Origin of the sequence: Povalibacter sp., from assembly GCF_036735925.1 — a bacterium.
Lineage (GTDB): Bacteria > Pseudomonadota > Gammaproteobacteria > Steroidobacterales > Steroidobacteraceae > Steroidobacter.
In genome coordinates this window covers 1-26352 of sequence record NZ_DAINNK010000038.1, presented here as the reverse complement: position 1 = coordinate 26352, position 26352 = coordinate 1, and the positions used below count along the sequence as shown (strand labels likewise).

General features: G+C 64.5%; 19 protein-coding genes. 8 read left to right on the top strand and 11 right to left on the bottom strand.

Features of this window, described 5'->3' with window-relative positions:
- Nucleotides 1-123: 123 nt before the first annotated feature.
- The 4 genes from V7D81_RS12850 to V7D81_RS12835 all read right to left on the bottom strand — a co-directional run bounded on the left by V7D81_RS12850 (nt 124) and on the right by V7D81_RS12835 (nt 5740).
- Entirely contained in the window at nt 124-2190 is a 2067-nt protein-coding gene (locus V7D81_RS12850) for a S46 family peptidase (protein ID WP_324316931.1), read from the bottom strand.
- Nucleotides 2191-2255: 65 nt separating this feature from the next.
- Entirely contained in the window at nt 2256-2975 is a 720-nt protein-coding gene (locus tag V7D81_RS12845; RefSeq protein WP_324316930.1) for a VOC family protein, read from the bottom strand.
- Nucleotides 2975-4003: a ferrochelatase gene (gene hemH / locus V7D81_RS12840; protein ID WP_324316929.1), complete on the bottom strand. Its 1029-nt coding sequence runs from the start codon at nt 4001-4003 to the stop codon at nt 2975-2977. Before hemH ends, V7D81_RS12845 begins: the two co-directional genes overlap by 1 nt.
- Nucleotides 4004-4462: 459 nt before the next feature.
- Nucleotides 4463-5740 (bottom strand): acetyl-CoA C-acetyltransferase, encoded by a 1278-nt coding sequence (locus V7D81_RS12835; protein ID WP_324316928.1) that lies wholly within the window; start codon nt 5738-5740, stop codon nt 4463-4465.
- Nucleotides 5741-5832: 92 nt separating this feature from the next.
- Between V7D81_RS12835 and V7D81_RS12830 the strand changes: the two genes are divergently transcribed.
- The gene (locus tag V7D81_RS12830; protein ID WP_324316927.1) at nt 5833-7203 is read left to right on the top strand and encodes an MATE family efflux transporter; all 1371 of its coding nucleotides are present in this window, start codon (nt 5833-5835) and stop codon (nt 7201-7203) included.
- Here V7D81_RS12830 and V7D81_RS12825 read toward each other — a convergent pair.
- The 6 genes from V7D81_RS12825 to V7D81_RS12800 all read right to left on the bottom strand — a co-directional run bounded on the left by V7D81_RS12825 (nt 7179) and on the right by V7D81_RS12800 (nt 14311).
- Nucleotides 7179-7535 carry a DUF2845 domain-containing protein gene (locus V7D81_RS12825; protein ID WP_324316926.1) on the bottom strand — a complete coding sequence of 119 codons (357 nt, stop codon included), beginning with the start codon at nt 7533-7535 and terminating at the stop codon, nt 7179-7181. The two genes, V7D81_RS12830 and V7D81_RS12825, sit on opposite strands and share 25 nt — an antisense overlap.
- A 41-nt stretch (nt 7536-7576) precedes the next feature.
- On the bottom strand, nt 7577-8749 hold the full coding sequence (locus V7D81_RS12820; protein WP_324316925.1) for an iron-containing alcohol dehydrogenase: 1173 nt from the start codon (nt 8747-8749) through the stop codon (nt 7577-7579).
- 106 nt (nt 8750-8855) lie between these two features.
- Complete coding sequence (locus tag V7D81_RS12815; protein WP_324316924.1) at nt 8856-10238, bottom strand: aldehyde dehydrogenase family protein; 1383 nt, start codon at nt 10236-10238, stop codon at nt 8856-8858.
- A gap of 88 nt (nt 10239-10326) precedes the next feature.
- Nucleotides 10327-11697 (bottom strand): glutamine synthetase family protein, encoded by a 1371-nt coding sequence (locus tag V7D81_RS12810; RefSeq protein WP_324316923.1) that lies wholly within the window; start codon nt 11695-11697, stop codon nt 10327-10329.
- Nucleotides 11698-11786: 89 nt separating this feature from the next.
- Nucleotides 11787-13337, bottom strand: coding sequence for an amino acid permease (locus V7D81_RS12805; protein WP_324316922.1), 1551 nt, complete (start codon nt 13335-13337; stop codon nt 11787-11789).
- Nucleotides 13338-13465: 128 nt separating this feature from the next.
- Entirely contained in the window at nt 13466-14311 is an 846-nt protein-coding gene (locus V7D81_RS12800; RefSeq protein ID WP_324316921.1) for a diguanylate cyclase, read from the bottom strand.
- A 316-nt stretch (nt 14312-14627) separates the two neighbouring features.
- Here V7D81_RS12800 and gshA point away from each other — a divergent pair, with 316 nt between their 5' ends.
- The 4 genes from gshA to V7D81_RS12780 all read left to right on the top strand — a co-directional run bounded on the left by gshA (nt 14628) and on the right by V7D81_RS12780 (nt 21842).
- Nucleotides 14628-16211 carry a glutamate--cysteine ligase gene (gshA, locus tag V7D81_RS12795; RefSeq protein WP_324316920.1) on the top strand — a complete coding sequence of 528 codons (1584 nt, stop codon included), beginning with the start codon at nt 14628-14630 and terminating at the stop codon, nt 16209-16211.
- A 228-nt stretch (nt 16212-16439) separates the two neighbouring features.
- A complete protein-coding gene (locus V7D81_RS12790; protein WP_324316919.1) occupies nt 16440-16640 on the top strand; it encodes a hypothetical protein in 201 nt (66 codons plus the stop codon).
- Between the two features lie 149 nt (nt 16641-16789).
- Complete coding sequence (locus V7D81_RS12785; protein ID WP_324316918.1) at nt 16790-18046, top strand: GGDEF domain-containing protein; 1257 nt, start codon at nt 16790-16792, stop codon at nt 18044-18046.
- A gap of 322 nt (nt 18047-18368) precedes the next feature.
- Complete coding sequence (locus V7D81_RS12780; RefSeq protein WP_324316917.1) at nt 18369-21842, top strand: pyruvate carboxylase; 3474 nt, start codon at nt 18369-18371, stop codon at nt 21840-21842.
- Nucleotides 21843-21947: 105 nt separating this feature from the next.
- Here V7D81_RS12780 and rlmE read toward each other — a convergent pair whose 3' ends face one another.
- Complete coding sequence (gene rlmE / locus V7D81_RS12775; protein WP_324316916.1) at nt 21948-22568, bottom strand: 23S rRNA (uridine(2552)-2'-O)-methyltransferase RlmE; 621 nt, start codon at nt 22566-22568, stop codon at nt 21948-21950.
- A gap of 90 nt (nt 22569-22658) precedes the next feature.
- On the opposite strand from rlmE, the gene V7D81_RS12770 reads away from it, so the two are divergent.
- From V7D81_RS12770 to V7D81_RS12760, 3 genes are all read left to right on the top strand, one after another.
- Nucleotides 22659-24284, top strand: a complete 1626-nt coding sequence (locus tag V7D81_RS12770) for an NAD(P)/FAD-dependent oxidoreductase (RefSeq protein WP_324316915.1) — start codon at nt 22659-22661, stop codon at nt 24282-24284.
- The gene (locus tag V7D81_RS12765; RefSeq protein ID WP_324316914.1) at nt 24281-25000 is read left to right on the top strand and encodes a TrmH family RNA methyltransferase; all 720 of its coding nucleotides are present in this window, start codon (nt 24281-24283) and stop codon (nt 24998-25000) included. The genes V7D81_RS12770 and V7D81_RS12765 overlap by 4 nt, the downstream gene beginning before the upstream one ends.
- A gap of 72 nt (nt 25001-25072) precedes the next feature.
- The gene (locus V7D81_RS12760) at nt 25073-26038 is read left to right on the top strand and encodes an alpha/beta fold hydrolase (RefSeq protein ID WP_324316913.1); all 966 of its coding nucleotides are present in this window, start codon (nt 25073-25075) and stop codon (nt 26036-26038) included.
- The last annotated feature ends 314 nt before the right edge of the window (nt 26039-26352 follow it).

The following is a 26352-nucleotide window of genomic DNA, read 5'->3' as shown; positions in this document are numbered from 1 at the left end:
GATCGGAAGCGGAGAATGGCCGCAAAAAGGCGCAAAGATCTCAAAGCAAGAATAGAAAAGCTCTGATCCGACTTTGCGATCCTTGCGCCTTTTTGCGGCCATTCTCCTTTCCGGTCTTTGCGGTTACTCCTGTCTCGCCCCGACGATCTCATCCGCGATCTCACCCGCGCCGTACACCTCGCGCAGTGCCGTGATGATGATGCGGGGATGGACGGACACGGCGCGGTTGTTGCGTTCGTCGTACCAGTAGCTGCCGGCGATGGAGTGGATGTTGCCGTCGAAGGCGAGGCCGACGACGCGGCCGCGGGCGTCGACCAGCGGGCTGCCGGAGTTGCCGCCGACGATGTCGTTGGTCGTCACGTAGTTGAAGGGTGTGCTCGGATCGAGCTTGTCGCGCGCGTCGAGCCAGGCCTGCGGCAGGCGGAAAGGATCCTTGCCGGTGGTGCGTTCGTACAGGCGCGCCAGCGTCGTGAAAGGCGCGATGTCTTCGCCTTTCTCCTTCCAGCCCTGCACGGCGCCGTAGCTCACGCGCAGCGTGAAGTTGGCATCGGGATAGATGTTCGTGCCGAGCGCGGCGAAGCGTGCTTTCGCGATGCGCTCCTGGCCCGAGGCGATCGGCGCCTGGACTTCGTCTTCGAAGACCTTGCGCAGCGCGCGCGCTTCGGGATCGATGCTGCGGGCGAGCGCGATCATCGGATCGGTCGAGGCATTCACGGCTGCCGTGCCGCCTTCCCACAGCGCCTTGCGGACGGCCGGGTCGGCGAGCTTCGATTCGGTGAGCAGTTTCTGCGCCAAGGAATCGGGCGATTCGCTGCTCAGGAGCTGGCGCACTACGGGATCGTCCGGTCCGAGATTTTCCCGCAGCTTGTCGAGCGAGAACGACAGCGACACCTGCTCGAAGTCGCTGTGTACCGGCGTCGCTGCGAGAAGACTCGCCTCGATCTTCGGCAGATTCGAGGCCGCGTATTCGCGCAGGCGCAGTTCATTGGGCTTGTCGCGTTCCGCCGCGCCGCGCACCAGCTGGCGCGCGTACATGAAGAGCTTGCTGCTGAAGCCGGCGCCGCTCTCCAGATAGAGGTAGCGATCGTAGATGTCGCGATAGCGGTTTTCGGCCGTATCGATGTCGGTCCATGCGGAGGCCATCGCGGGGCCGGCCTGTGCCTTGAGCTGTTCCTCCTGCCTGCGTTTGGTGTCGAACAGCGCATCGTCGAGCAGGGCCTGCTGGAAGCCGCGATAGACCTTCAGCGAGTTCTCGACGTGCAGCAGCGAATCCTGGCTGATGCGCGCCGGCTCCGCGCCGGTCTTGGCCCATTGCAACAGACGACCGCGATACTCCGTGTTGCGGATCACGTAGGCGGGCACCGAAGTGTCGCGCTGGAACTGCAGTTGCGACACGGTGTACAGCCGGTTGGTGTTGCCGGGATGGCCGACCACGAACACCGGCTCGCCTGCCGACGGACCTTCGGCACGCCAGGTCAGATGTTCTGGCGTGCGCGCCGGCTTGCCGTTCTCGTAAACGCGCAGCAGGCTGAAATCCAGGCACCAGCGCGGGAAATTGAAGTTGTCGGGATCGCCGCCGAACGCGGCGATGGCGTCGTGCGGCGCGAACACGATGCGCACGTCGTCATAACGCTTGTACTTGTACAGGTAGTACTGGCCGCCCTGGTAGAGCGTCACCGATTCGCAGGCCAGGGGACCGGTGCCGCGATTCTTCTTCGCCGCCGCCGTGCACTCGGCTTCCAGCTTGCTGAGCGTCTGCTTGCGCACTTCGTTGGCTTTCGAATCGGCGAGGCCGGCGGTCGCCGCATTCACCTTGTCGGTGACGTTCTCGGTGTCGATGAGGACCGACAGCATTTCGGTCGGACACTTGCGCTCGTCGCTGCGGCGCTGCGCATGGAAGCCGTCGCCGATGAGGTCGCTTTGCGGTGTCGACAGTTCCGCAAGGCATTCGACCACGCAGTGATGGTTGGTCATCACCAGGCCATCGCCGGAAATGAACGATCCGGTGCAGCCGCTTTCGTGCCGGGTCGTGGCGCGCTGGACTTTTTTCAGCCAGGCATCGTCGATGTCGACGTTGTACTTCTGCTTCACCGCGGCCTTCGGGAAATTGAAGGTCGTCCACATGCCTTCGTCGGCATGGGCGATGCCCGTTGCCATCAGGAGGCTGAAAAGGATCTTGAGCCGGTGCATGCAGTGCTCCGCTGGATGAAAGAAGGTCGGGCCGCAGCGCGGCCGACGTATCGGCATAGAAGAAATCAGAATTCCGATTGCATCAATAGCAGCCGGGTTCCTTCCGGCGCTTCCAGGATGGCGTTGGTCGCGTCATCGAGGCTGTCGGGCATTTCGTCGAGCAGCGTGAAGCCGCGTTCGCGCAGGCGCGCGAGCTTTTCGCGCATGTCCGGATCTTCGAAGCTCAGCACCGGCTGGCGCAAGGCGCGGGTGCGGTACAGGCCGAGATTGAGCAAATCGCTGGTCACCGGCGTGCGGGGAAACGGTAGCGGCTCTTCATCCATGGCGACGAAGCCGAGCGGTTCCCAGAAGGCGCGCGCCGCGCTCGCATCGCGCACCGGTACGCCGAACTCGGTGAAATAGCCGCATTCGCTCGCGGCGAGTGCGGCCGGATCCGGCGGCGAAAACGTGCGGGCTTCGATGAGATGAATGCACAGTCCGGACGGATCTTCGAACGCCGCCTGGTTGAAGACGTCGTTGCCCAGGCGCTCCTGATCGAACGAGATTCCCGCGGCGCGCAGCGGTTCGAGGCTCCGCGCCAGCCGCGGCAGCACGAAGGTCAGCGCCGGCGAACGGATGAAGCCGCCGTGCAGGCCGATGAACAGGCGGCCGTCGGTGACCACGGCATAGGGATACGGCCAGGTCTCGCTGACGCTGGCCTGCATGAAGCCGAGCGATTCGTAGAACTCCAGCGACGCCTGGATGTCCGGCGCGTGCAGGCTGATTTCCAGGAAGCGTCCGAGCATCAGGCCGCCTGCCAGCCTTGCGCATTGCGTGCGATCAGTCCGGCGAGCGCGGCCACGTGCGGATCGGTCGCGTTCAGCGCAGGAATGTAGTCGTACGACTCGCCGCCGTTTTCCAGGAACAGCGCGCGATTGCGAATGGCGATTTCTTCCAGCGTTTCCAGGCAGTCGGTGGCGAAGCCGGGGCAGATCACGCTGATGCGTTTGCGGGAGCCTGTTGCGTACTGCACGAGCAGTTCGTCAGTGTAGGGGCGCAGCCACTCCTCTCGCCCGACCTGCGACTGGAAAGCGATGCTCCATTCGTCGCTCGCCAGTCCCAATGCCTGGGCCAGGAGTCGTGCCGTCTCGAGCGATTGCCGATGGTACGGATCGCCGGCCTCGACGTAGCGGCGCGGGATGCCGTGAAACGACAGCAGCAGATGCTGCTGTCCCTGCGTCTGCCAGTGTCGACGGACGCTGTCGGCGAGCGCCTCGATGTAGCCGGGATCGGCGTGATAGTCGGCAATGAAGCGCAGCGCCGGCACGTCGCGAAATCGTCCGAGCGCGCGGCTGACGCGATCGAACACCGACGCCGTCGTCGTCCCCGAATACTGCGGATACAGCGGCAGCACGATGAGCCGGCGTACGCCTTCGCGATGCAGCTTCCCGAGGCTGTCGGCGATCGACGGCGAGCCGTAGCTCATGCCCAGTTCGACCGCGACATCCGTCTGCAGGCGCGCTGCCAGTTCGCCGCGCAGGCGCTGCGTCAGTGCAGTGCTGTGGATCAGCAGCGGCGAGCCCTGCGGCGTCCAGATCTGTTGATACGCATGGGCACTGCGCCGCGGCCGGATGCGCAGGATGACCCCGTGCAATGCCAGCCACCACAGCCAGCGCGGCGCCTCCACGACTCGCGGATCCCAGAGGAATTCGGCAAGAAAGCGCCGGACGGCACCGGGCGCCGACGAATCGGGCGTGCCGAGGTTGACCAGCAGGACCCCAAGGCGGGACGACGATCCGGGTTCGGGGACGGGTTGGCCGAGGTAGTGGGGCATGAAGGGCACGCTGGGGAAGGCGCCGCTAGTCTGTCCGAAGGCGAGTGCTTTTGGAAAGTTCTCTCAAGCAAAACAAGGGTCTGCGAACGATAGCGGCGCATCGACGGCGCGCCCGGAAAAATTTTGCTCGAGGGAGTGAGGGAATCCCCCCGGTTTCGTCGCTTATGCCAGTAAGGGACAGCATGCAAGTGAGTCTGGAATGTCTCACAGGGACCCCGGAGGGGTCGGGGCATGCAAACGGGCTAGGATGCCCTTCGAATTTTCTGGTGCCAGCTGGCGGACGCTCCCGATTCGTACTGCCCCTCCCCGGGATCGCAGTGTCCACCGGCAGGCATGTTGCCGACTCAATGCTGTGAGTCGGCAGCTGCCTCGGATGGCGGTCGGTCGTGATCCGGATGCGCTACCGCCCAAGCGCCTTCCGGAGCGTGCCGACCGCCTCCACTTTCCTGCGACGAAAAATCAGCGTTCGAGAATCGCCGTCACGCCCATGCCGCCGGCCGTGCAGATGGAGATCAGGCCGCGTCCGTTGCCGCGCTGTTCGAGCTGCTTGGCCAGTGTGGCGATGATGCGCGCGCCGGTGGCGCCGAACGGATGACCGATCGCGACGCTGCCGCCCTTCAGGTTCAGTTTGCTGCGATCGATGCTGCCGAGCGGCTCGGCGAGGCCCAGCCGTTCGCGACAGAACTCCGCCGATTCCCACGCCTTCAGCGTGCACAGCACCTGCGCTTCGAACGCTTCGTGGATTTCATAGATGTCGAAGTCCTGCAGCCGGATGCCGGCGTCCGCGAGCATGCGCGGCACGGCATAAGCCGGCGCCATCAGCAGTCCTTCCTTGTGGACGAAGTCGACGGCCGCGACCTTGCCGTAGGTGAGATACGCCTGGATCGGCAGTCCGCGACGCTTTGCCCAGTCTTCACTCGCGAGCAGTACGGCCGCTGCGCCGTCGGTCATCGGCGTCGAATTGCCCGCCGTCAGCGTGCCGTTGCGATCGAATGACGGCTTGAGCTTCGCCAGCTTTTCCAGCGACGTATCGCTGCGGATGTTGTTGTCGCGCTTGAGCCCCTGGTATTCGATGACCAGGTCGTCGTAGAACCCCGCGCTGTATGCCGCTGCGGCCTTCTGATGACTCTGCAACGCGAGTTCATCCTGCGCCTCGCGCGGGATCTGCCAGGTCTTCGCCATCAGTTCGCAGCTCTGGCCCATCGACAGTCCCGTGCGCGGTTCCATGACACCGGGCAATTGCGGTTTGAAATGCTTCGGACGCAGGCCGAACCACGGACCGAGCCGCTCGCCGAAGCGCTTGCCGCGGGCGCTCGCGAGCAGCAGCTTGCGATAGGAATCCGGATACACGATCGGCACGTCGCTCGCCGTATCGACACCGGCCGCGATCGCCGAATCGATCTGTCCTGCCGCGATCTTGAGTCCCAGCACGATGGCCGTTTCGAGACTGGTGCCGCAGGCGCGCTGCAGATCGAAGGCCGGCGTTTCCGGCGCGAGTCCGCTGCCCAGCACGGCTTCGCGCGTCAGATTGAAATCGCGCGAGTGCTTGAGCACTGCGCCCGCGCCGACATCGCCGAGCGTCTGGCCCTGCAGCTGGAAGCGCTCGACCAGTCCGCTCAACGTGGCCGTGAGCATGTCCTGGTTGCTGGCTTCGGCATACACACCCATCGAGCGGGCGAAGGGAATGCGCACGCCGCCGATGATGGCGACGCGCCGCGGCGAAGATCCGACGATCATGGCTGCCTCGCTGTGAGAGAATTCGAGCCGTTCATTTCGCGCCTGTCAGAGGATGCCGCGCCCCCGCGGCGCGGTCAAAGCAGTTTCCCCGTATGTCGTCCATGGTTTCGCGCACACAGATTGCCGCGGACGCCGGCGCTATTGCGCGTTTCGGCGGGCCGTTGCTCGTCAACAATCTCGCGCTCGCCGGCATGGGTTTCGCCGACACGGTGATGGCCGGGCAACTCGGCGCGCGCGATCTCGCCGGGCTCGCCATCGGCACGGCCTGGTACAACCTGTTCATGTTCATGGGACTGGGGGCGCTGATGGCGATTTCACCCGTCGTCGCGCATGCCTATGGCGCGGCCGACAACGCCGCGGTGACGCGCGCCGCGCGACAGTCCTGGTGGGTGGTGCTCGCGCTGTCGGTGCTGCTGGTGCTCGGCATGTGGCAGGCGGGCTGGGCGCTGCCGGCGCTGAACATCGCGCCGGAAATCCTGCCGGTGGCGATCGGCTACGCCGAAGCGATCAGCTGGGGACTGCCGGGGATGATGGGTTTCCTGGCGCTGCGCTTCACGAGCGAGGGCCTCGGTCACACGCGCCCGATCATGTACATCGCCGTCGCTGCGCTGATCTTCAACGTGTTCGCGAACTGGGTGTTCATGTACGGCAAGCTCGGCATGCCGGCGCTGGGTGCGATCGGCTGCGGCGTGGCCTCGGCGCTGGCGATGTGGCTGATGTTTGCGGCGATGCTCGTCTATGTGCATCGGCATCCCGTGTATCGGCCCTTCGATCTTTTCCGCCGCATCGATCGGCCCGACTCGCATGTCATCGGCCAGCTGCTGCGTCTCGGCATCCCGATTTCAGGCAGCATTCTCGCGGAAGGCGGACTCTTCGTTGCCGCGGCCTTGCTGATGGGCGCCATGGGCGCCGTCACCGCCGGTGCGCATCAGGTCGCACTCAACTTCGCCGCCTTCATGTTCATGATGCCGCTGTCGATCAGCTCGGCGACCACCATTCATGTGGGACACACGCTCGGACGCGGCGATGTGGCCCGTGCGCGGGCCGCGGGATTCGTCGGCATCGGCATGTGTGTGGCCGTGATGACCGTGTCAGCGTGCGGCATCGTGCTGTGGAACGATCAGATCGCGGCGATGTACACCCGCGACGAAGCGGTGCGTTCGCTGGCGGCATCGTTGCTGTTTGCCGCGGCCGTCTTCCAGATTTCCGACGGCGTGCAGGTCGGCACGGCTGGTGCGCTGCGCGGCTTCAAGGACACCGCCGTGCCCATGGCGTTGTGCTGGTTCTCGTACTGGGCCGTGGGATTCTCGCTTGCGTATGTCCTCGGCGTGGTGCGCGGTCTCGGTCCGTTCTTTGTGTGGGTCGGACTGATTGCAGGGCTGTCGGTCTGCGCCGTGCTGCTGCTGACGCGCTATCGCTGGGTCAGTCGGCGCGCGGTCTATTCGGCGTCGGGCGCGCGATAGCCATAGCCGAGCGTTTCGATTTCCTCGACGAGCCCATCGACGAACCGCACGCGTCGCATCAGCTTGTAGGGACCGAAGTTGTAGGTCCAGATTTCCACCAGCACTTCGACCATCGCCTCGCCGAAATAATACTCGCGGCCGCCGACATAGTAGGTCGGACGGCGCAGGATGGACCGCGACTGCACGTCGCTCGGTTCGCCGCACAGGTCGCGCACCGCGGTCTGCGTGTCGCCTTCGCGAATGAGGCGGCTGCCGCAGCGCATCGCGTCGGCCGCCGCCGGGTGGGCGCAGAGCAGGAGAAGTGCGGACGACACGATCACGAACAGGCGCATGCGGAAATCCTGGAACCGGTGCGCTGAATTGCGGATGAACTTCAGGCGGCGGAGTCGAGCCGGCCTTCGATGCAGTTGCGATACAGCCGCTCGAATCCTTCGATGTCCATCGCCAGCGGATTGCCGCCGGTCGACGGATCGTTGAATGCCTGCGGCGCGAAGACAGCGGCGTGTTCAGCACGAACGCCGAGATCGGCGAGGGTCGGCGGAATGCCGATCGTCTGGCGCAGTTCGAGGATCCAGTCCATCACGCCGTCAAAAGAGTGCTGGCGCAGTCCGAGGAAGGCGGCGAGCCGCACCATTTTTTCCTCTAGCGCGGCCCGGTTCCACGCCAGCACGTACGGCATCACGACCGCATTCGTGAGTCCATGATGCGTATTGAGATTGGCCGAGCACGGATGACTCAGGCTGTGCATCGCGCCGAGGCCTTTCTGGAAGGCGGTCGCGCCCATCGTGGAGGCGACCATCATGTGAGAACGCGCTTCAAGATTGCCGCCGTCCTTCACCGCAACGGGCAACCATTCCCTGATCAGGCGCATGCCTTCCAGCGCGATGCCTTCGGCCATCGGGTGATAGAAGGGCGAACAGTACGCTTCGAGGTTGTGCGACAGCGCGTCCATGCCGACGGCCGCCGTGACGTGCGGCGGCAGCGCGAGCGTCAGCGCCGGATCAGCGATCACGAGCGCCGGCTGCATCTTCGGATGGAAGATGATCTTCTTGGTGTGATCGCGCACGTCCGTGATGACCGAAGCGCGCCCGACTTCCGATCCCGTGCCCGAGGTCGTCGGCACTGCAACGGTGGGTGCGATGCCCGCTACGTTGACGCGCGTGTACCAGTCCTCGCGATCCTCGAAATCCCAGATCGGCCGCGACTGCCCCGACATCAGTGCAATCGCCTTGCCCGCATCGAGCGCGCTGCCGCCACCGAACGCAATGACACCGTCATAGCCGCGCTGCTTGTACAGCTCGACACCGGCAGTGACATTCGCCTCCACGGGATTCGCCTGTACCGACGAAAACACATCGCACGGCAGCCCCGCTTGCCGGCATGACTCGACCGCATCCGCGATCATCGGCAGCGCCGCGAGGCCCGGATCCGTGACCAGCAACGGCTTGCGAATGCCGAGTGTCTTGCACGCATCCGGCAGTTCAGCGATGCGCCCGGCGCCGAAGCGGATGAGCGTGGGGTAGTTCCAGTTGCCGCGTAGCGTCATGGCGAGATCCGTGAAAAGCAAAGAATGGCCGCAAAAAGGCGCAAAGGTCGCAAATCATTCGTTCCGGACTTTGTGTCCTTTGCGCTTTTTTGCGGCCAATTTCTCTTCATGTTTTCGTCCGCAGATGAAACGACTTCGGGCGCGTCAGATGTTCATAGCCGACGACGGACAGCGTGGCGCCGCGGCCGGAGTCCTTCACGCCGACCCAGGCGAGGGCGGGGTCGAGGTAGTCGCAGCGGTTCATGAACCAGGTGCCGGTCTCGATGCGGTTGCCGATCGACAGCGCCGCTTCCTCGTCCGCCGTCCAGATCGCGGCCGTGAGGCCGTAGACCGTGTCGTTCATCAATGCGACGGCATCTTCGTCGGAGTCCACGCGCATGATGCCGGCGACCGGGCCGAAGATTTCTTCCTTCATGACCGGCATGGAGTGATCGACGTCGAGCAGGATCTGCGGCGCCAGGTACGGCGTGCCGGCCTTGCTGGCCGCGAACTCCGATTCCTCGATGATCGGTGTTGCGCCCGCGCTGACGGAAGCGGCGATCTGTTTCCTGATCGCGTCGGCAGCGGCGGTGCGCACGACCGGTCCGAGCGTCGTCTGCGCATCGAGCGGATTGCCGAGCGCGTACTTGCGGGTCAGCTCCACGTAGCCTTCGACGAATGGCCCGTAAACTTTCTCGTGCACGTAGATGCGTTGCAGTCCGCAGCATGACTGGCCGCTGTTGAAATACGCGCCGTCGACCACGTTCTCGATCGCATGCGCGATATCGGCGTCGTGACGCACGTACACGGGATCGCAGCCGCCGAGTTCGAGTCCGGTGCCGACGAAGCGGTCGGACGCTGCGCGCTGTACCGCGTGCCCGCCGGCGACCGAGCCGGTGAAGGCCACGAAATCGACGCGTGGATCGCGGATGACGCATTCCGTGTCTTCATGGCTCATGTGCAACACCTGGAACACGCCGTCCGGCAAACCGGCGCGCTGCAGGCATTGCGCGAAGCGTTCCGCGCACAGCAGGGTCTGGGCCGAATGCTTGAGGATCACCGCATTGCCGGCCATCAGTGCGGGAATCACGCTGTTCACGGCGATGAGGTACGGATAGTTCCAGGCCGCGATCGTGAGGATCACGCCGAGCGGTTCGCGTCGCAGGAAGCGGCGGAAATTCTCCTTCGGACCGCAATCGATGTCGTCGAGCGCGGCGGGCGCGATGGCGATCATGTGCCGCGCACGTTCGAGCGTGCCTCGCACTTCGTTGGGCGAATACCGGAGCGGACGCCCCATCTGCCAGGTCAGTTCGAGCGCGATCTCGTCGCGCTGCGTCTCGAACAGATCGCAGAAGTGGTTGAGCACGGCGGCGCGTTCGGCCAGAGACGTCGCGCGCCAGCCGCGCTGTGCGGCGCGGGCCTGCGCGAGCACCGCATCGATCTGCGCGGTCGTGGCGAGCGGACGTTCGGCGTAGAGGCGGTTATCGACGGGGGAGATGATCTGGAGCATAAAGAAGGTCACGAAAGTCACGAGGGTCACGAAGGTGACGAAAGCAGCCCTCTGGCGGTCGTGACTTTCGTCACTTCCGTCACTGTTTTCAGATGATCTCGAAATACCGCGCCAGTTCCCAGTCCGTGATGTGCTTGCGGAACTCGCGCTCTTCCCATTCGCGCGTCGCGGCGAAATGGTCGACGAAGGCATCGCCGAACCAGTCGCGCGCCATCTTCGACTTCTTCAGCCGCTGCGCCGCATCCCACAGCGTTCGCGGCAGTGCCAGGCGTTCGGGAAATTTGCGGTCGTAGGCATTGCCCTCGACCAGCGGCTCGGGCTCGATGCGGTTCTCGATGCCCCACAGTCCGGAGGCGAGCGCAGCCGACAGAATGATGTAGGGATTGGCATCGGCCGCCGCGACGCGATATTCGACGCGCTGCGATTTCGCGCCGCCGGGGATGATGCGCAGGGCGCAGGTGCGGTTTTCCACGCCGAGCGTCGAATCGGTCGGCGCCCAGAATCCGGGAATCAGCCGCGTGTAGGAATTGATGGTCGGCGAGACCATCGCCAGCACCTCCGGCATCAGTTTCTGCAGCCCGCCGACGAAGTGCCGCATGGTCTGACTCATGCCGTGCGGCTGCGATTCGTCATGGAATACCGGCTTGCCGTCCGGCCCTTTCAGCGACAGGTGAATGTGCCCGCTCTGACCTGGCCAGTCGCGCGACCATTTCGCCATGAAGGTCGCCATCATGTCGTTGCGCTGCGCGAGCACCTTGATGAAGGTCTTGAACAGCGCGGCCTTGTCCGCGGAGGCCAGCGCCTCGTCGAACGCGATCGCGGCCTCGATGACGCCGGGGCCGGTTTCTTCGTGCAGGCCTTCGAGACCGAAATCCATGGCTTCGCAGGTCGCCAGCATCTGCCGATAGAAATCCGACTCGACGCTGTTGCGGATCACCGAGTAGCCGAACCAGCCCGGCGCCATCGGTTTCAGATTGCGATAGTTCTTCTCGCGCGCCGACTCCGGCGTCTCGTCGAAGAAGAACACTTCGTACTCGAAGCCGGCGCAGGCGGAGAAGCCCATGCGCTGCGCGCGCTCCAGCACCTTGCGCAGCAGGCCGCGCGGACAGAGCTGGTCCGCCGGCGCGACGAACTCGCTCAGGAAGAACAGCTCGTCGTTTTCGAACGGCAGTGCCCGGCAGGTCTCGGGCAGGATGCGCACGGGCGCGTCGGGATAGCCCGTGTGCCAGCCGGTGAACTTCACGTTGTCGTAGAGCTGGTCCTGGCAGTCCCAGCCCAGCACCACGTCGCAGAAGCCGTAGCCGTTGTCGAGCGCCGACAGGAATTTCGCGCGCGACATGTACTTGCCGCGCAGGATGCCATCGATGTCGAACACGCCGACCTTGATGTGCGAAGGCGCGCGTTGCTCGACGAGGGCACGGGCGTCGGCGAGGGTTCTGACCTGGCGGGGTTCGAGCATGTTCTTGTCTTGGTTGGTGTAGGTCAGGCTTCAGCCTGACTTCTGAAGAGGCCGGCTAAAGCCGGCCCCACAGGGGGAGAAGAAGGGACTCACACCTTCGTCGTTCCATACCCTTCCTTCTCCGGATGCCCGTGCTGGCCGCCGGTCAGCGCGAATTCCTCTTCCGGCGACAGCACCAGCTTGTGCCGGCCGATGGCGGCGAAGTAGATGATGCCGAGCACGTACCACGCGAGCGCTGCGTAGACACCCTTCAGGTACACGGGATCCTGCAGCTGGAAGTACAGCGTGACGATCGCAATGATCACCGTCGCCGCGGCGCCGGGAATGCCGAGCGGACTGCGATAGGGCCGCTCGATGTTCGGCATCCGCTTGCGCAGCAGGATGAACGATGCGCCCTGGAAGGCATACGAGATCATCGCGCCGAACACCGCCATGTTGAGCAGCGTGGCGCCGATCACCGCACCGCCCTTCTCGGCGCCGAGCGAGAACCACACCGCCATGATCACGGCGAGCCCGATCGCCGCGCCGGTGAACAGCGCGATGTGCGGGGTCTTGCGTTCGCCATGCGTGATCGACATGACCGAGGGGTAGTACCCGGCGCGCGACAGCGAATAGATCTGGCGACCGAACGCGAAAATGATGGTGTGGAAACTCGCGATCAATCCGATCACGGCGAACAGCGCGAGAAGCTTGGCGATGTCGGCGCCATAGATGACACGGAAGCCGTCGAGCAGCGGTTCGGCCGACGTGGCCATCGAGAACGCGCCGCGCATCTCGCCGTCGGCAAGTCCGCCGATGGATGAATTCAGGAACATGATCATCACGGCGGAGAACATCAGCGTCAGCAGGCCGAAGATCAGTCCCTTCGGCATGTCCTTCTTCGGATCGACGGATTCCTCGGCGGCGAGCGGCAGTTCTTCGATGGCGAGAAACAGCCACACCGCAAAGGGCAGCGCGGCCAGCACGCCGTACCAGCCCTTGGGCAGGAATGCGCCGCCGCCCTCGGGCAGTTCGACGAGCGCGCCGTCCGGTCCGACGCTGATGTTGAGCGCCCAGCGGGTGAAGTCCGCATGCGGAATGGCGCTGATCCAGAAGATCACCAGCACCGCCAGCGCCATCAGCGTCACGACGACCGAGATCTTGAACGACACCGACACGCCCCAGTAGTTGAGCGCCACGAACAGGATGTAGCAGCCGATCCACCACAGCGGTTGATACATCGCATCGGTTTCGAAAATGCCGGTGAGATACGTGCTGATGAAGAACACGATGACGGCCGGCGTCATGATGTATTCGATGCTTTCCGCCAGGCCGGTGATGAATCCGCCCCACGGTCCCATGGCGCTGCGTGCGAATGAATACGCGCCGCCCGTGTGTGGCAATGCCGGCGACATCTCGGCCAGGCTGAAGATCAGGCCGAGATACATGATGGCGATGATGATGGCGGCGATGAACAGGCCGCCCCAGCCGCCGGCGCCGATGCCGAAGTTCCAGCCGGAGAAGTGTCCGGAAATCACCGCGCCGACGCCCAGTGCCCACAGCGACCATACGCGCGCGTGGCGTTTCAGTCCGCGTTTCTCGAAGTAGTCCTTGCCGGCATTCTGATAGGTCACACTGCCGACGGTCTTCTTGTCAGTCATGCGATTCTCCCCGACGTTGTTGTAGTGCCCGACGAACGGAACTTTCTGCGCGGACGAGACTGCGGGATGGATTCGTTGACAACCCCATGGTCACGGCAGCGTTCGCATGGGCGGATGAGAGCCGACGGTCAGGACGCGGCCTGGCTCGCCGCGTGTGCGCTGGCCGCCTCGACCGGCGCGGAGGCGATCTGGTTGCGGCCGAGACACTTCGCGCGATAGAGCGCCTGATCCGCGGCGCGCAGCAATTCATCCGGTGTCGCCGCCATCGGCGGTGCGACCGTCGCGACGCCGGCGCTGATCGTCACGCGTCCGTGAGTCGCGGCGTCGAAGGCGATGGCCTCCTGCCAGATACGGCGACGCAGCCGTTCGGCATACAGCGTGGCGCGACGGGCATCGAGGCCGGGCAGCACGATGGCGAATTCCTCGCCGCCATAACGCGCCACGAAATCGCCGGCGCGGCGGAACGTCTCGTTGAGCGTGCGCGCCACGCTGCGCAGGATCTCGTCGCCGCGCGCATGACCGTACGTGTCGTTGAAGCGCTTGAACTCATCGAGATCGAGAAAGACCAGCGACAGCGGCCGCTCGTCGCGGCGCGAGCGGCGCAGTTCGCGTTCCAGTTCGCGATCGAAATGCCGGCGGTTCGCGACGCCGGTGAGCGCATCGATCGTGACCAGGCGTCGCAGACGCTGATTCGCCGTTTCCAGCGTCAGTCGCAATTCGGAGAGTTCGCGGTTGCGCGCTTCGAGCGAGCGGGTGCGTTCGCGCACGCGTTCCTCGAGTTCTGCCTGCACGGCCTCGAGCTGCGCTTCGATGCGGCGGCGTTCGGCCAGTTCGATCTCGAGTTCCTGCGAGCGCTGCGCGATCCGCGCATTGCTGCGCCACAGATGGAAGATGCCCAGCAGCGCGATGAAGGCGAGCGCGGCCACGGCGACCCAGCCGGAGATCGCCGCCGAGGAGTCGATCAGTGTCGTCACTGCCGATTCCATGTCTGTGTGCAACCTCGATCGATGCTGAAAGGGCTTCGTTCCGGCAGCGCGAACGTCGGTCATTTCTGCGCCGGACGTCCAGGCTGCGCGACTTGCGTCGGGGGAAAGCGGGCCAATCAAACCACACCGTGAGCGCCGCCGCACCCGCGGATATTCCGCACCCTGCGCGATGCAAGCGGGGGGCGTCGTGCGCATTCATGAGGCGATGTCGAGGCCGTTTCTCAAAGTCGGCTTGACGCCCCTGATCTGCCTTAGGAAACTTGCCGCCGCTCCAGCGCAGGTCAGCCGTTTCTGAAGATCGCCAATGAGTCCTCCCGCCATCGATCGCGCTTTCGAGCGACGTCTTGCCTCGCTCGTCAACGCGCGCGAGCGCGGCCTGCTGCAGGGAGGACTGAAAGGCGTCGAGAAGGAATCGCTGCGCGTGCAGCCCGACGGCATGCTGGCAACGACGCCGCATCCGCGCTCGCTCGGCTCGGCGCTGACGCACGAGAACATCACGATGGATTACTCGGAGGCGCTGATCGAACTGGTCACGCCGGCCTTCCGCGAATCGTGGGAGCTGCTGCAGTTCCTGTGCGACCTGCACCAGTTCGTCTACCGCCATCTCGGCGACGAACTGCTCTGGGCGACCAGCATGCCGTGCAACCTGCGCGGCGACGCCAGCATTCCGGTGGCGCACTTCGGCAGTTCCAATGTCGGACGCATGAAAGAGGTGTATCGCGTCGGACTCGGCTATCGCTACGGCCGCATGATGCAGGCGATCTCGGGCGTGCACTTCAACTATTCGTTTCCGACGAAGCTGTGGCCGGTGTTGGCGGATGCGATGCAGGAACGCGATGCCGGTCAGGATTTCGTCTCGGCGCAGTACTTCGGGCTGCTGCGCAACTATCGCCGCCACGGCTGGCTGATCCTGTACCTGTTCGGCAATTCGCCGGCGCTGTGCGGCTCCTTCGTGCGCGGGCGCGAGCATTCGCTGAAGGAATTCGGCCCGGGCACGCTCTATGAGCCGCATGCCACGTCGCTGCGCATGTCGGATCTCGGCTACCGCAACAAGAACCAGGCGGGCGTGCACATTTCGGTGAACGGACTCGACGACTACGTGCGCGATCTGAACGCCGCCGTCAGTACGCCGAATCCCGACTACGAAAAAATCGGCGTGAAAGTGGACGGCGAGTATCGCCAGCTCAACACCAACCTGCTGCAGATCGAGAACGAGTACTACAGCTACATCCGGCCGAAGCGCGTGACGCGCTCGGGCGAACATCCCACGCAGGCGCTGCGGCGCGGCGGCGTGGAATACGTCGAGTTCCGTGCGCTGGACGTGAGTGCGTTCGATCCGGTGGGCGTGAACCAGAACAAGCTGCGCTTCCTCGAAGCGTTCGCCGCGCTGTGTCTGCTGAAAGACAGCTCGCCGATCGATTCCTGCGAGGACGGCACGCTCGATGGCAATCACTCCGTCATCGCGCATCGCGGCCGCGAGCCGGGGCTGCAACTGAACCGCAACGGTCGCGCCGTAGAGTTCCGCGCATGGGCGCTCGAACTCATCGATTCGATGCGGGGAATCTGCGAACTGCTCGACGAGGGCAACGCGCAGCGGCCCTACACCGCGGCGCTGGAACTGCAGGAAGCGAAGATCAGCGATCCGGCACTGACGCCTTCGGCGCGGACGTTGCAGGAGTTGCGCACCAGCGGCGAATCGTTCGCGCAGATGGCGCTGCGCATGTCGGGCGTGCACAAGAACTACTTTCTGGATCTGTATCCGCCGAACGAGCAGCGCCTCGCCGAATTTGCGGCCAGCGCGGAAGAATCGTTGCGGGCACAGGCCGAGATCGAACGCGCCGATACGCTGACGTTCGACCAATATCTTTCGAACTACTTTCGGCGCTGAAATTGTCCCTGAGGAGGGGCAATGACGCCGCCGCACTGCGGGAGCGACATAACGTATCGACGAGCCGGCAGCGCGCCGCGAAACTTGAGTTCCGCGAACGCCGTGATTCGTCATAACCCTCACAGAGGTTCGGAAAGTGAGAACTGCGCACTCCGGGAAAGACGCAATCGACTTCTAGACTGACTCTCCTGATCAACGCTGAGGCGTTCAGGGACGAATCGCACCACCATGAGCACCACCCGAGAAACCATCGATACTCAGATCCAGGGCCTCGCCTCTGCTGCGAATGCCGACGATCTGGGCGATCGCGTCCCGGATGCGAAGGTGACCGACACCGCCAGCGGCTGGGATGCCTACGAAGTATGGCGTCGCTTCATCAAGGAAGCGCGCGACCGTCGAGAAGCTGGCCAGATCCCTCCTCGCAAGTAAGCCGGCACTCACTCGGTCCGAGTCCACCCCCGAACGGTCCGAGTCAAGAACCGGGGATCCGCTTGTCTCACGTCGGGCGTTGCCGGTAACGTCAGGTCACCGGACGCGGAGGACGGGAGAGGTCTCAATCCGCGCATCGCCACAAAAACATGCGCGACGACACGCCATCCAACCCGTTGCATACCCGCATCCCGGCGGGGGCTCCCATCGATTCTCCCCATGCGCTGCAGCTCGAGCGCGGTTTCGCGGGACTGCGCTTCGATGCGCCGCTGGAACGGGAATTCCGCACCGTCTTTCGCGCCGAGTCGCTGCCCCAGATCCGGCGTAACCTCTGGATCGCCCTGGTCATCGTCGTGGGTTTCTCGCTCATGACGCAGCTGGTCCTCGAACCCGAGGTCAACCGGCGCATGAACGAAATCCGGCTGGTCATGTTCGGGCCGATCCTGTTCTTCGGCCTGATGCTGGTGCGCAGCAGCCTCTACCAGCGCTACTGGCCGCTGACCTGCCAGATCCTCGCGCCCGTGTTCGGCGCCGGGGTCGCAGTGCTGGCCGTCATTGCCGCGGGCCACGGCGTCAATCTGATTTCGACGGTCGTCATCATGACGATCTTCATCTACTTCATGCTGGGCATGCTGTTCCATGCCGCGCTGGGGTCGGCGCTGCTGGTCACCGTGGCGTACGTGATCGCCGCCGTGGCGGCCGGGCTGGAGGCTGCCGCGGTGATCGTGGACGTCGGCATCCTGGTGTCGGCGAATGTGATCGGCGCGATGGTCTGCTACTCGCTGGAACGCGCCAATCGCACCAGCTATCTCGAAGAACAGCTGCTGATCGAAACCGCCAGCCGCGATGGCCTGACGGGTATCCACAACCGGCGCTACTTCGACGACCACATGGATCGCATCTGGTTGCAGGCGATCCGCGAGCAGGCGCCGCTCGCGCTGCTGCTGATCGACATCGATCACTTCAAGGCCTACAACGATCACTGCGGACACCAGGCGGGCGATGAATGCCTGCGCCGCGTTGCCCGCTCGCTGAAACGGACGGCGCGACGGCCGCTGGATGTCACGGCGCGCTACGGCGGCGAGGAATTCGCGATCGTGCTGTTCGATACCCGCCGCGATCATGTCGAGGAACTGGCGCGCCGCATCCAGGCGGGCATCGAGTCGCTGGCGATCGACCATCCGGCCTCGCCGCAGGGTGGCCGGCTCACGGTGAGCATCGGCGCCGCCTGCGTGCAGCCGATGAACGGCCGCAGCCATTTCGGCTTCATCCAGCTTGCCGACGAGGCGCTGTACGCGGCCAAGGAGCGCGGCCGCAACTGCGTGGTCGTGATGGACAAGGAATACGAAAAGCTCTCGACCGGCTCGTTCCGCAAGTCGGCGGGCGGCGGCCGCGTCCCGATCTGACGCCTCTCCCGCGTGTAGGTCAGGCTTTGGCCTGACTCCGAGAGGCCGGCTGAAGCCCAACGGCACTGACTTAAGCCGTGCAATCTGTTTCCTCTGTAGGTCAGGCTTTAGCCTGACTCTGAAAAAGGCCGGCTAAAGCCGGCCCCACAGGCAGAGGCGAATCATTCCCGGCGATAACCCGATAAGGGCACTGCTCTTGCAGCAACCCCGTGCCGGTCTATGATCCTTGGGCTCCCACTGCGCGGAACGACCTCCACGCCATCGGGTTCGAGCCCGATGACGTTGCCTGCGGTCGCCTTCGATCTTCGATTCCGAGTCCGACATGCCAGATTTCAGCCCGCTTTCGCCCCGTCCTGCCGCCATCAAGGCCCTGCTCGTCGCCAATCGCGGCGAAATCGCCATTCGCGTCATGCGCGCCGCGGCCGAGCTGGGCATTCGCACGGTGGCGATCTACTCGCAGGAGGACCGCTTCTCCCTGCACCGGATGAAGGCGGACGAGAGTTACCAGGTCGGCGCCGGCAAGAGCCCGGTCGAGGCTTACCTCGACATCGCGGACATCATCCGCATCGCCCGGGCCGCGCAGGTCGATGCGATCCATCCCGGCTACGGCTTCCTGTCCGAGAACCCCGAATTCGCCGAAGCCTGCGCCGCGGCGGGCATCCTCTTCGTGGGCCCGACGCCGGAGATCATGCGTCGCCTCGGCAACAAGGTGATGGCGCGCAATCTCGCCGTGTCGGCCGGCGTGCCGGTGATGCCGGCGACGCCGCCGCTGCCGCGCGACGATGCAGAGATCGTCAGACTCGCGCGCGAAGTCGGCTTCCCCGTGATGCTGAAAGCGAGCTGGGGCGGCGGCGGTCGCGGCATGCGCATCGTCGAACAGGAAAGCGATCTCAAGGAAATGGTCGCCACCGCGCGGCGCGAAGCGAAGGCGGCCTTCGGCAACGACGAGGTGTATCTCGAAAAGCTGGTGCGCCGCGCGCGCCACATCGAAGTGCAGCTGCTGGGCGACTCGCGCGGCAATCTGGTGCATCTGTTCGAACGCGACTGCACGGTGCAGCGTCGCAACCAGAAAGTGATCGAGCGCGCGCCGGCCACGTTCTTCAGCGACGAACAGCGCGCCGCGCTGTGCGAGGAAGCGCTGAAGATCGGCCGCGCCGTGCGCTATCTCAATGCCGGTACCGTCGAATTCCTGCAGGACGCCGACACTGGCAGGTTCTATTTCATCGAAGTCAATCCGCGCGTGCAGGTGGAACACACCGTCACCGAAGCCGTGACGGGCATCGACATCGTGCGTGCGCAGATCCGCATCGCCGAAGGCGCGGTCATCGGCGAGCCCGACAGCGGCGTGCCGGCGCAACCCGGCATCCGCCTCAACGGCTTCGCCATGCAATGCCGCGTGACGACGGAAGATCCGGAAAACAACTTCACGCCGGACTACGGGCGCATCACCGCCTATCGCAGTCCCGCCGGTTTCGGCATCCGCCTCGATGCGGGCACCGCGTATTCCGGCGCGATCATCACGCGCTCCTACGATTCGCTGCTGGTGAAAGTGACCGCCTGGTCGCCGACGCCGCAGGAAACCATCGCCCGCATGCATCGCGCGCTGTGGGAATTCCGCGTGCGCGGCGTCGTGACGAACCTGCGCTTCCTCGATCAGCTCATCCTGCATCCGCAGTTCGCGTCGGCGCAGTACACGACCAAGTTCATCGACCAGACGCCCGAACTGTTCCGCTTCCCGCGCAAGCGCGATCGCGCGACGCGCCTGCTGAACTTCATCGGCGATGTCGTGGTGAACGGCAATCCGGAAGTGAAGGGCCGCGTGCGACCCGCACGGATCGTTGCGCCGAAGGTGCCGGAGATCGACCTGCCCGCGCCGGCGGCCGGCACGAAGCAACGGCTCGATGCGCTCGGCCCGGAAAAATTCGCCGCCTGGATGCTCGAACAGAAGTCCGTGCTGCTGACGGATACGACCATGCGCGATGCGCATCAATCGCTGCTGGCGACACGCTTCCGCACGCGCGACCTCGTGGCCATCGCCCCGCATTACGCGAGCCTGCTGCCGAACCTGTTCTCGATGGAATGCTGGGGCGGCGCGACCTTCGATGTCTCGATGCGCTTTCTCAACGAATGCCCGTGGGAACGCCTGCAGGAACTGCGCGAGGCCATGCCGAACCTGCTGCTGCAGATGCTGCTGCGCTCGGCGAACGCCGTCGGCTACACCAACTATCCCGACAACGTCGTGCAGTACTTCGTCAAACAGGCGGCGACGTCGGGCATCGATCTGTTCCGCGTCTTCGATTCCCTCAACTGGGTGCCGAACATGCGCGTCGCCATGGACGCGGTGCGCGATGCTGGCAAGCTGTGCGAGGCCGCGATCTGCTACACCGGCAATCTGTCCGATCCGCAACAGACCAAGTACGACCTCAGGTACTACCTCGGGCTTGCGCGCGAACTGAAAGCCGCCGGTGCACACATTCTCGGCATCAAGGACATGGCCGGCCTGTGCCAGCCGCGCGCGGCGTTCACGCTGGTCAAGGCATTGAAAGAAGAGATCGGCCTGCCCGTGCACTTCCACACGCACGACACCAGCGGCATCGCCGCAGCGAGCGTGCTGGCGGCGATCGATGCCGGCGCCGATGCCGTGGACGGCGCGATGGATTCCATGAGCGGACTGACGTCGCAGCCCAATCTCGGCTCGATCGTCGAAGCGCTGCGTCACGGCCCGCGCGACAGCGGCATCGATGCCGATCGCCTGCGTCTCATCTCGTCCTACTGGGAACAGGTGCGCCGCTGCTATTCGGCTTTCGAGAGCGATCTGCGCTCGGGCGCCTCCGAGGTGTATGTCCACGGCATGCCTGGTGGTCAATTTACAAACCTGCGAGAACAAGCGCGCTCGCTCGGCATCGACGATGTGCGCTGGCCGGAAGTTGCGCGCGCCTATGCGAAGGTCAATGAAATGTTCGGCGACATCGTCAAGGTGACGCCGACGTCGAAAGTCGTCGGCGACATGGCGCTGATGATGGTGACGAGCGGACTCACGGCTGAGCAGGTGCTCGATCCGCAGGCCGACGTCGCCTTTCCCGAATCGGTCGTCTCGCTGTTCCGCGGCGATCTCGGTCAGCCCTATGGCGGCTTTCCGCCGGCATTGCAGAAGAAGGTATTGCAGGGCGCCGAGCCGCTGACTGTCCGCCCCGGCGAAGTGCTGCCGCCCACCGACCTGGCGAAAGCACGCGCCGAAGCGACGGCGAAGACCTGGCGCGAGATCACGGACGAGGAGTTCGCGTCGTATCTCATGTATCCGAAGGTCTTCCTCGACTACATGCAGGCCCGCCTCGACTACGGACGCGCGAGCGTGCTGCCGACGCCGCTCTTCTTCTACGGCATGGAACCGGGCGACGAAGTGACCGTCGAGATCGAACGCGGCAAGAGTCTCATCGTGCGCTTCGTCGCCGCGAGCGAAAGCCACGAAGACGGCACGCGCACGGTGTTCTTCGAACTCAACGGCCAGCCACGCTCCGTGAAGGTGCCCGATCGCAGCAAGGTCGCGCTCAAGCCGCCGCGCCGCAAGGCGGACCTGGCGAACGCGAGCCACGTCGCCGCGCCGATGCCTGGAACGGTGGCGACCGTCGCCGTCGCGCAGGGCGCACGCGTCGCCCGCGGCGATGTGCTGCTGACCATCGAGGCGATGAAGATGGAAACGTCAGTGCGCGCCGATCGCGACGCCACCGTCGCCGAGATCGTCACGCGCCCGGGCGAGGCGATCGATGCGAAGGATCTGCTGATCGTGCTGGCGTGACTTCTTCCTGTGGGGCCGGCTTCAGCCGGCCTTCTTCCTGTGGGTCAGGCTTTAGCCTGACGAATCAGGCTGGCCGAAGCCGGCCCCACAGGAAGAGAAGAGCGATCAGCCTCTGAACCCTTTCGCCACCACGTAGATCTCGCGCGAGCGCGACCGCGACGCCGCCGGCTTGCGGATCGACACCTTCTCGAACGACTTGCGCAGTTCCTTGAGATACGCGTCCGACCCCGACCCCTGGAACACCTTCGCGACGAAGTTGCCCTTCGGCTTGAGCACCTTGCGCGCCATGTCGAGCGCGAGTTCCACCAGGTACATCGACGATGCCTGATCGGCCGAGTCGATGCCGCTGATGTTGGGCGCGATGTCGGAAATGATCAGGTCGGGCTGCTTGCCGCCGAGGCTGTCGAGGATCTGGTTGAACACCGACTCCTCGGTGAAATCGCCCTGGATGAAATCGACGTTGCGCACCGGATCCATCGGCAGGATGTCGCTGGCGATCACGCGGCCCTTGTCGCCGACGATCTTGCCCGCCACCTGCGACCAGCCGCCGGGCGCCGAACCCAGGTCCATCACCAGCATTCCGGGCCGGATGAGCCGGTCCTTCTCGTTGAGTTCGATCAGTTTGTAGCTGGCGCGCGAGCGATAGCCGTCCTTCTGCGCCTGTTTGACGTAGGGATCGTTGACGTGCTCCTGCATCCAGCGGTGACTGCTTTTGGAACGGGCCATGAAAAAACCGGAAAAGGGTGGGCTGCGGCTACAATGCGCGCCATTCTAACCGCGCTTCCTTTGCCGGAGTCACCGGCCAGGAGATCTCACGTGATCCGCATCACTGAACTGTCGCTGCCGCTGGACCATCCGCCGCCGGCGTTGCGTGCCGCGCTTCTGAAGCGTCTGAATCTGAAAGACGTCGATCTGCTGGATTTCACGGTGTTCAAGCGCAGCTACGATGCGCGCAAGAAGAACAGCACGATCAGCTTCGTCTACATCGTCGATCTTCGGGCCCGCGACGAAGCGGCAATCCTCAAGCGCTTCGCGCACGACCAGAACGTGAAACCGGCGCCGGATACGAACTACACCCCGGTCGCGCAGGCGCCAGCGGGCCTCGTCGAACGGCCGCTCGTGATCGGCTTCGGACCGTGCGGCCTGTTCGCGGCGCTGATCTTGGCGCAGGCCGGGTTCCGGCCCATCGTGCTCGAACGCGGTCGCGACGTGCGTCGTCGCACGCAGGACACGTGGGGCCTGTGGCGCAAGCACACGCTCACGCCGGAATCCAACGTGCAGTTCGGCGAAGGCGGCGCCGGACTGTTCTCCGACGGCAAGCTCTACAGCCAGATCAAGGATCCGAAGTTCTACGGCCGCAAGGTCATGCAGGAGTTCGTCCGCGCCGGCGCGCCCGAAGAGATTCTCTACGTGAGCAAGCCGCACATCGGCACGTTCCGCCTCACCGGCGTCGTCTCGCGCATGCGCGAGGAAATCATCGCGCTCGGCGGCGAAGTGCGCTTCGAACACAAGGTGACGGACGTGCTCATCGATGACGGGCAGATCGAAGGCGTCGTGCTCGAGAGCGGCGAGACGCTGCACAGCCGGCATGTCGTGCCGGCGCTCGGTCACAGCTCGCGCGACACGTTCCGGATGCTGCATCGGCGCGGCGTCTTCCTCGAACCCAAGCCGTTCGCCATCGGCTTTCGCGTCGAGCATCCGCAGTCGATGATCGATCGTGCGCGACTCGGCAAGTATGCGGGTCATCCGGAACTCGGCGCCGCCGACTACAAGCTCGTGCATCACGCGAAAAACGGCCGCTCGGTCTACAGCTTCTGCATGTGCCCGGGCGGCACGGTGGTGGCGGCGACGTCCGAACCGAACCGCGTCGTCACCAATGGCATGAGCCAGTATTCGCGCAACGAGCGCAATGCGAACGCCGGCATCGTCGTCGGCATCAATCCTGCTGAAGATTTTCCCGGCGGTCCGCTCGCAGGCATCGAGCTGCAGGAACGACTCGAATCGCAGGCCTTCGAACTCGGTGGCGGCGACTACAGCGCACCGGCGCAACTCGTCGGCGATTTCCTTCGCAACACGCCTTCTGCCCAGCTGGGCGAAGTCGAGCCGTCCTACAAACCCGGCGTGCGTCTCGGTGATCTGTCCGGCGCGCTGCCGGATTACGCGATCGAAGCGATCCGCGAAGCCATTCCTGCGTTCGGGCGACAGATCCATGGCTTCGATCGCGACGATGCCGTGTTCACCGGCGTCGAGACGCGCACGTCGTCGCCGTTGCGCATCACGCGCGATGCGGACACGCTGCAGAGCCTCAACGTGCGCGGCCTGTATCCGGCGGGCGAGGGCGCGGGCTACGCCGGCGGTATCCTCTCGGCGGGCGTCGATGGCATCAAGGTGGCCGAGGCGGTTGCGAAGTCGATGTTGAATGCTCAGCAGGCAGCCGCATGAAATTCGACGACCTCAAAAAGCTGCATCAGAAGAAATACCGCGAGCAGTTCGGCCACTACCTCGTCGAAGGCGAGCACCTCGTGCTGGAACTGCAGAAGGCCGCCGCCAGGAATCCGCAGCTGCAGGACTGCAAGCTGTACGTGACCGCGGAGAACGAACACTGGCGCGGTCCGTTCGAGAAGCACGTCGTCAGCAATCGCCGCATGGAAGAGCTGTCGGAAACGAAGACGCCGCAGGGACTCGTCGCGCTCGTGCCGATGCCGCGACCGACGCCGGCGTCACGCGGCGAACGCGCGGTGTACCTGCATGAGATCCAGGATCCCGGCAACCTCGGCACCATCCTGCGCACGCTCGCCTGGTTCGGCGGACTGCGCTGCCTGCTGAGTCCGGGCAGCGTCGATCCCTACAACTCCAAGGTGCTGCGTGCGAGCGTCGGCGCAATTTTTCACGTTCCTGTCGAAACGGATGTGCCGCTCGCATCGCTGCCGGCCCGGCTGCCGCGCATCGCCTGTCTCGACATGCAGGGTGAGCCGCTGCGGTCTGCGTCGTTCCGCGAGTTCGACTGCTACCTGTTCGGCAATGAAGCGCGCGGCGTACCGCGCGATCAGCTTCGTACGCTCAACGCCGTCAGCTTCTCGATCGCCGGCAGCGGCGCGATCGAGTCGCTGAACGTGGCGTCGGCCGTGAACATGTGCGTGTATGAACTGAATCGATAGCCATCGCTCTTTTCTGATCCCCTCCTCCGCGAAGCGGGGGAGGGCCAGGGAGGGGGCGCAGGAGGAAATCACATGTCTGAGATCCATCACCGCGAACTCACCCTCAACGGCATCCGCATGCACGTCGCCGAAGCGGGCAGCGGCCCGCTGGTCGTGCTCTGTCACGGCTGGCCCGAACTCTGGTACTCGTGGCGACACCAGTTGCCGGTCCTCGCCGCAGCCGGCTTTCACGCCGTCGCCCCGGACATGCGCGGCTTCGGTGCGACCGATGCACCTGCAGACGCCGAGGCATACGCGATCCTTCACACCGTCGGCGACATCGTGAGTCTCGTCGGCGAGTTGGGCGAGAAACAGGCCTGCGTCATCGGCCATGACTGGGGCGCGCCCGTTGCGTGGCACGCCGCGATGATGCGTCCGGACCTGTTTCGCGCCGTCATCGGCATGAGCGTGCCGCATCGTCCGCGTGCTCCCGATGCGCCGCTGCGCATGCTGCGCAAATCCGGACTCGAGAACTTCTACTGGATCTACTTCCAGCAACCCGGCGTCGCCGAAGCCGAATTCGAGCGCGACGTACCGACGACGATGCGCAAGCTGCTGTACGGCATTTCGGGCGACGTCAGAGTCGATCGCGAGAATCCGCTCATCGTGCCCGAAGGCAAGGGCTTCCTCGATCGCATGGCCGTGCCGGACAAACTGCCGTCATGGCTGCGCGAGAAGGACATCGAGCGCATGGCCGGCGAATATCAACGCACCGGCTTCCGCGGCGGCCTCAACCTCTATCGCAACATCGATCGCAACTGGGAACTCACTGCGCCCTGGCAGGACGCGAAGATCACGCAACCCGCCCTGTTCATCGCCGGCACCCGCGATCCCGTGATCGCTGGCCGACGCGGCGAAGTCGCCATCGAACAGATGACCCAGATCATTCCCGGCGTACAGAAACTAATGATCGAAGGCGCCGGACACTGGATCCAGCAGGAACGACCCGACGAAGTGAACGAAGCGGTACTGCGATTCCTTCGGCAAGTCGTCCAATGAGCCCTTGGGCGCTGATGGTCCTGTTCATGTTGTCCCACGGTGATGCATCCGCAGAAAGCCTGCGGGATTGAATCGTTTGCGTGCGGAGCCGTCGGCAGGTTATCCGTCACCTGCAGGTTGATTCGGCAACTTTCTTTGCCCGCTATCAACATCGCCTGCGGGCACTGCTGGAGTATCCCGAAATTGATGGGGTGTTAGATCGCACTCGGCGACATGAGCTGAAGCGAGCCAGGGCTTTGGCAAGGTCGCGTGTGACAGGTTATTTGGCACGTGGCAGGTTGATTGGGCAGACTAGTGCGGTCTATATCTAAGTT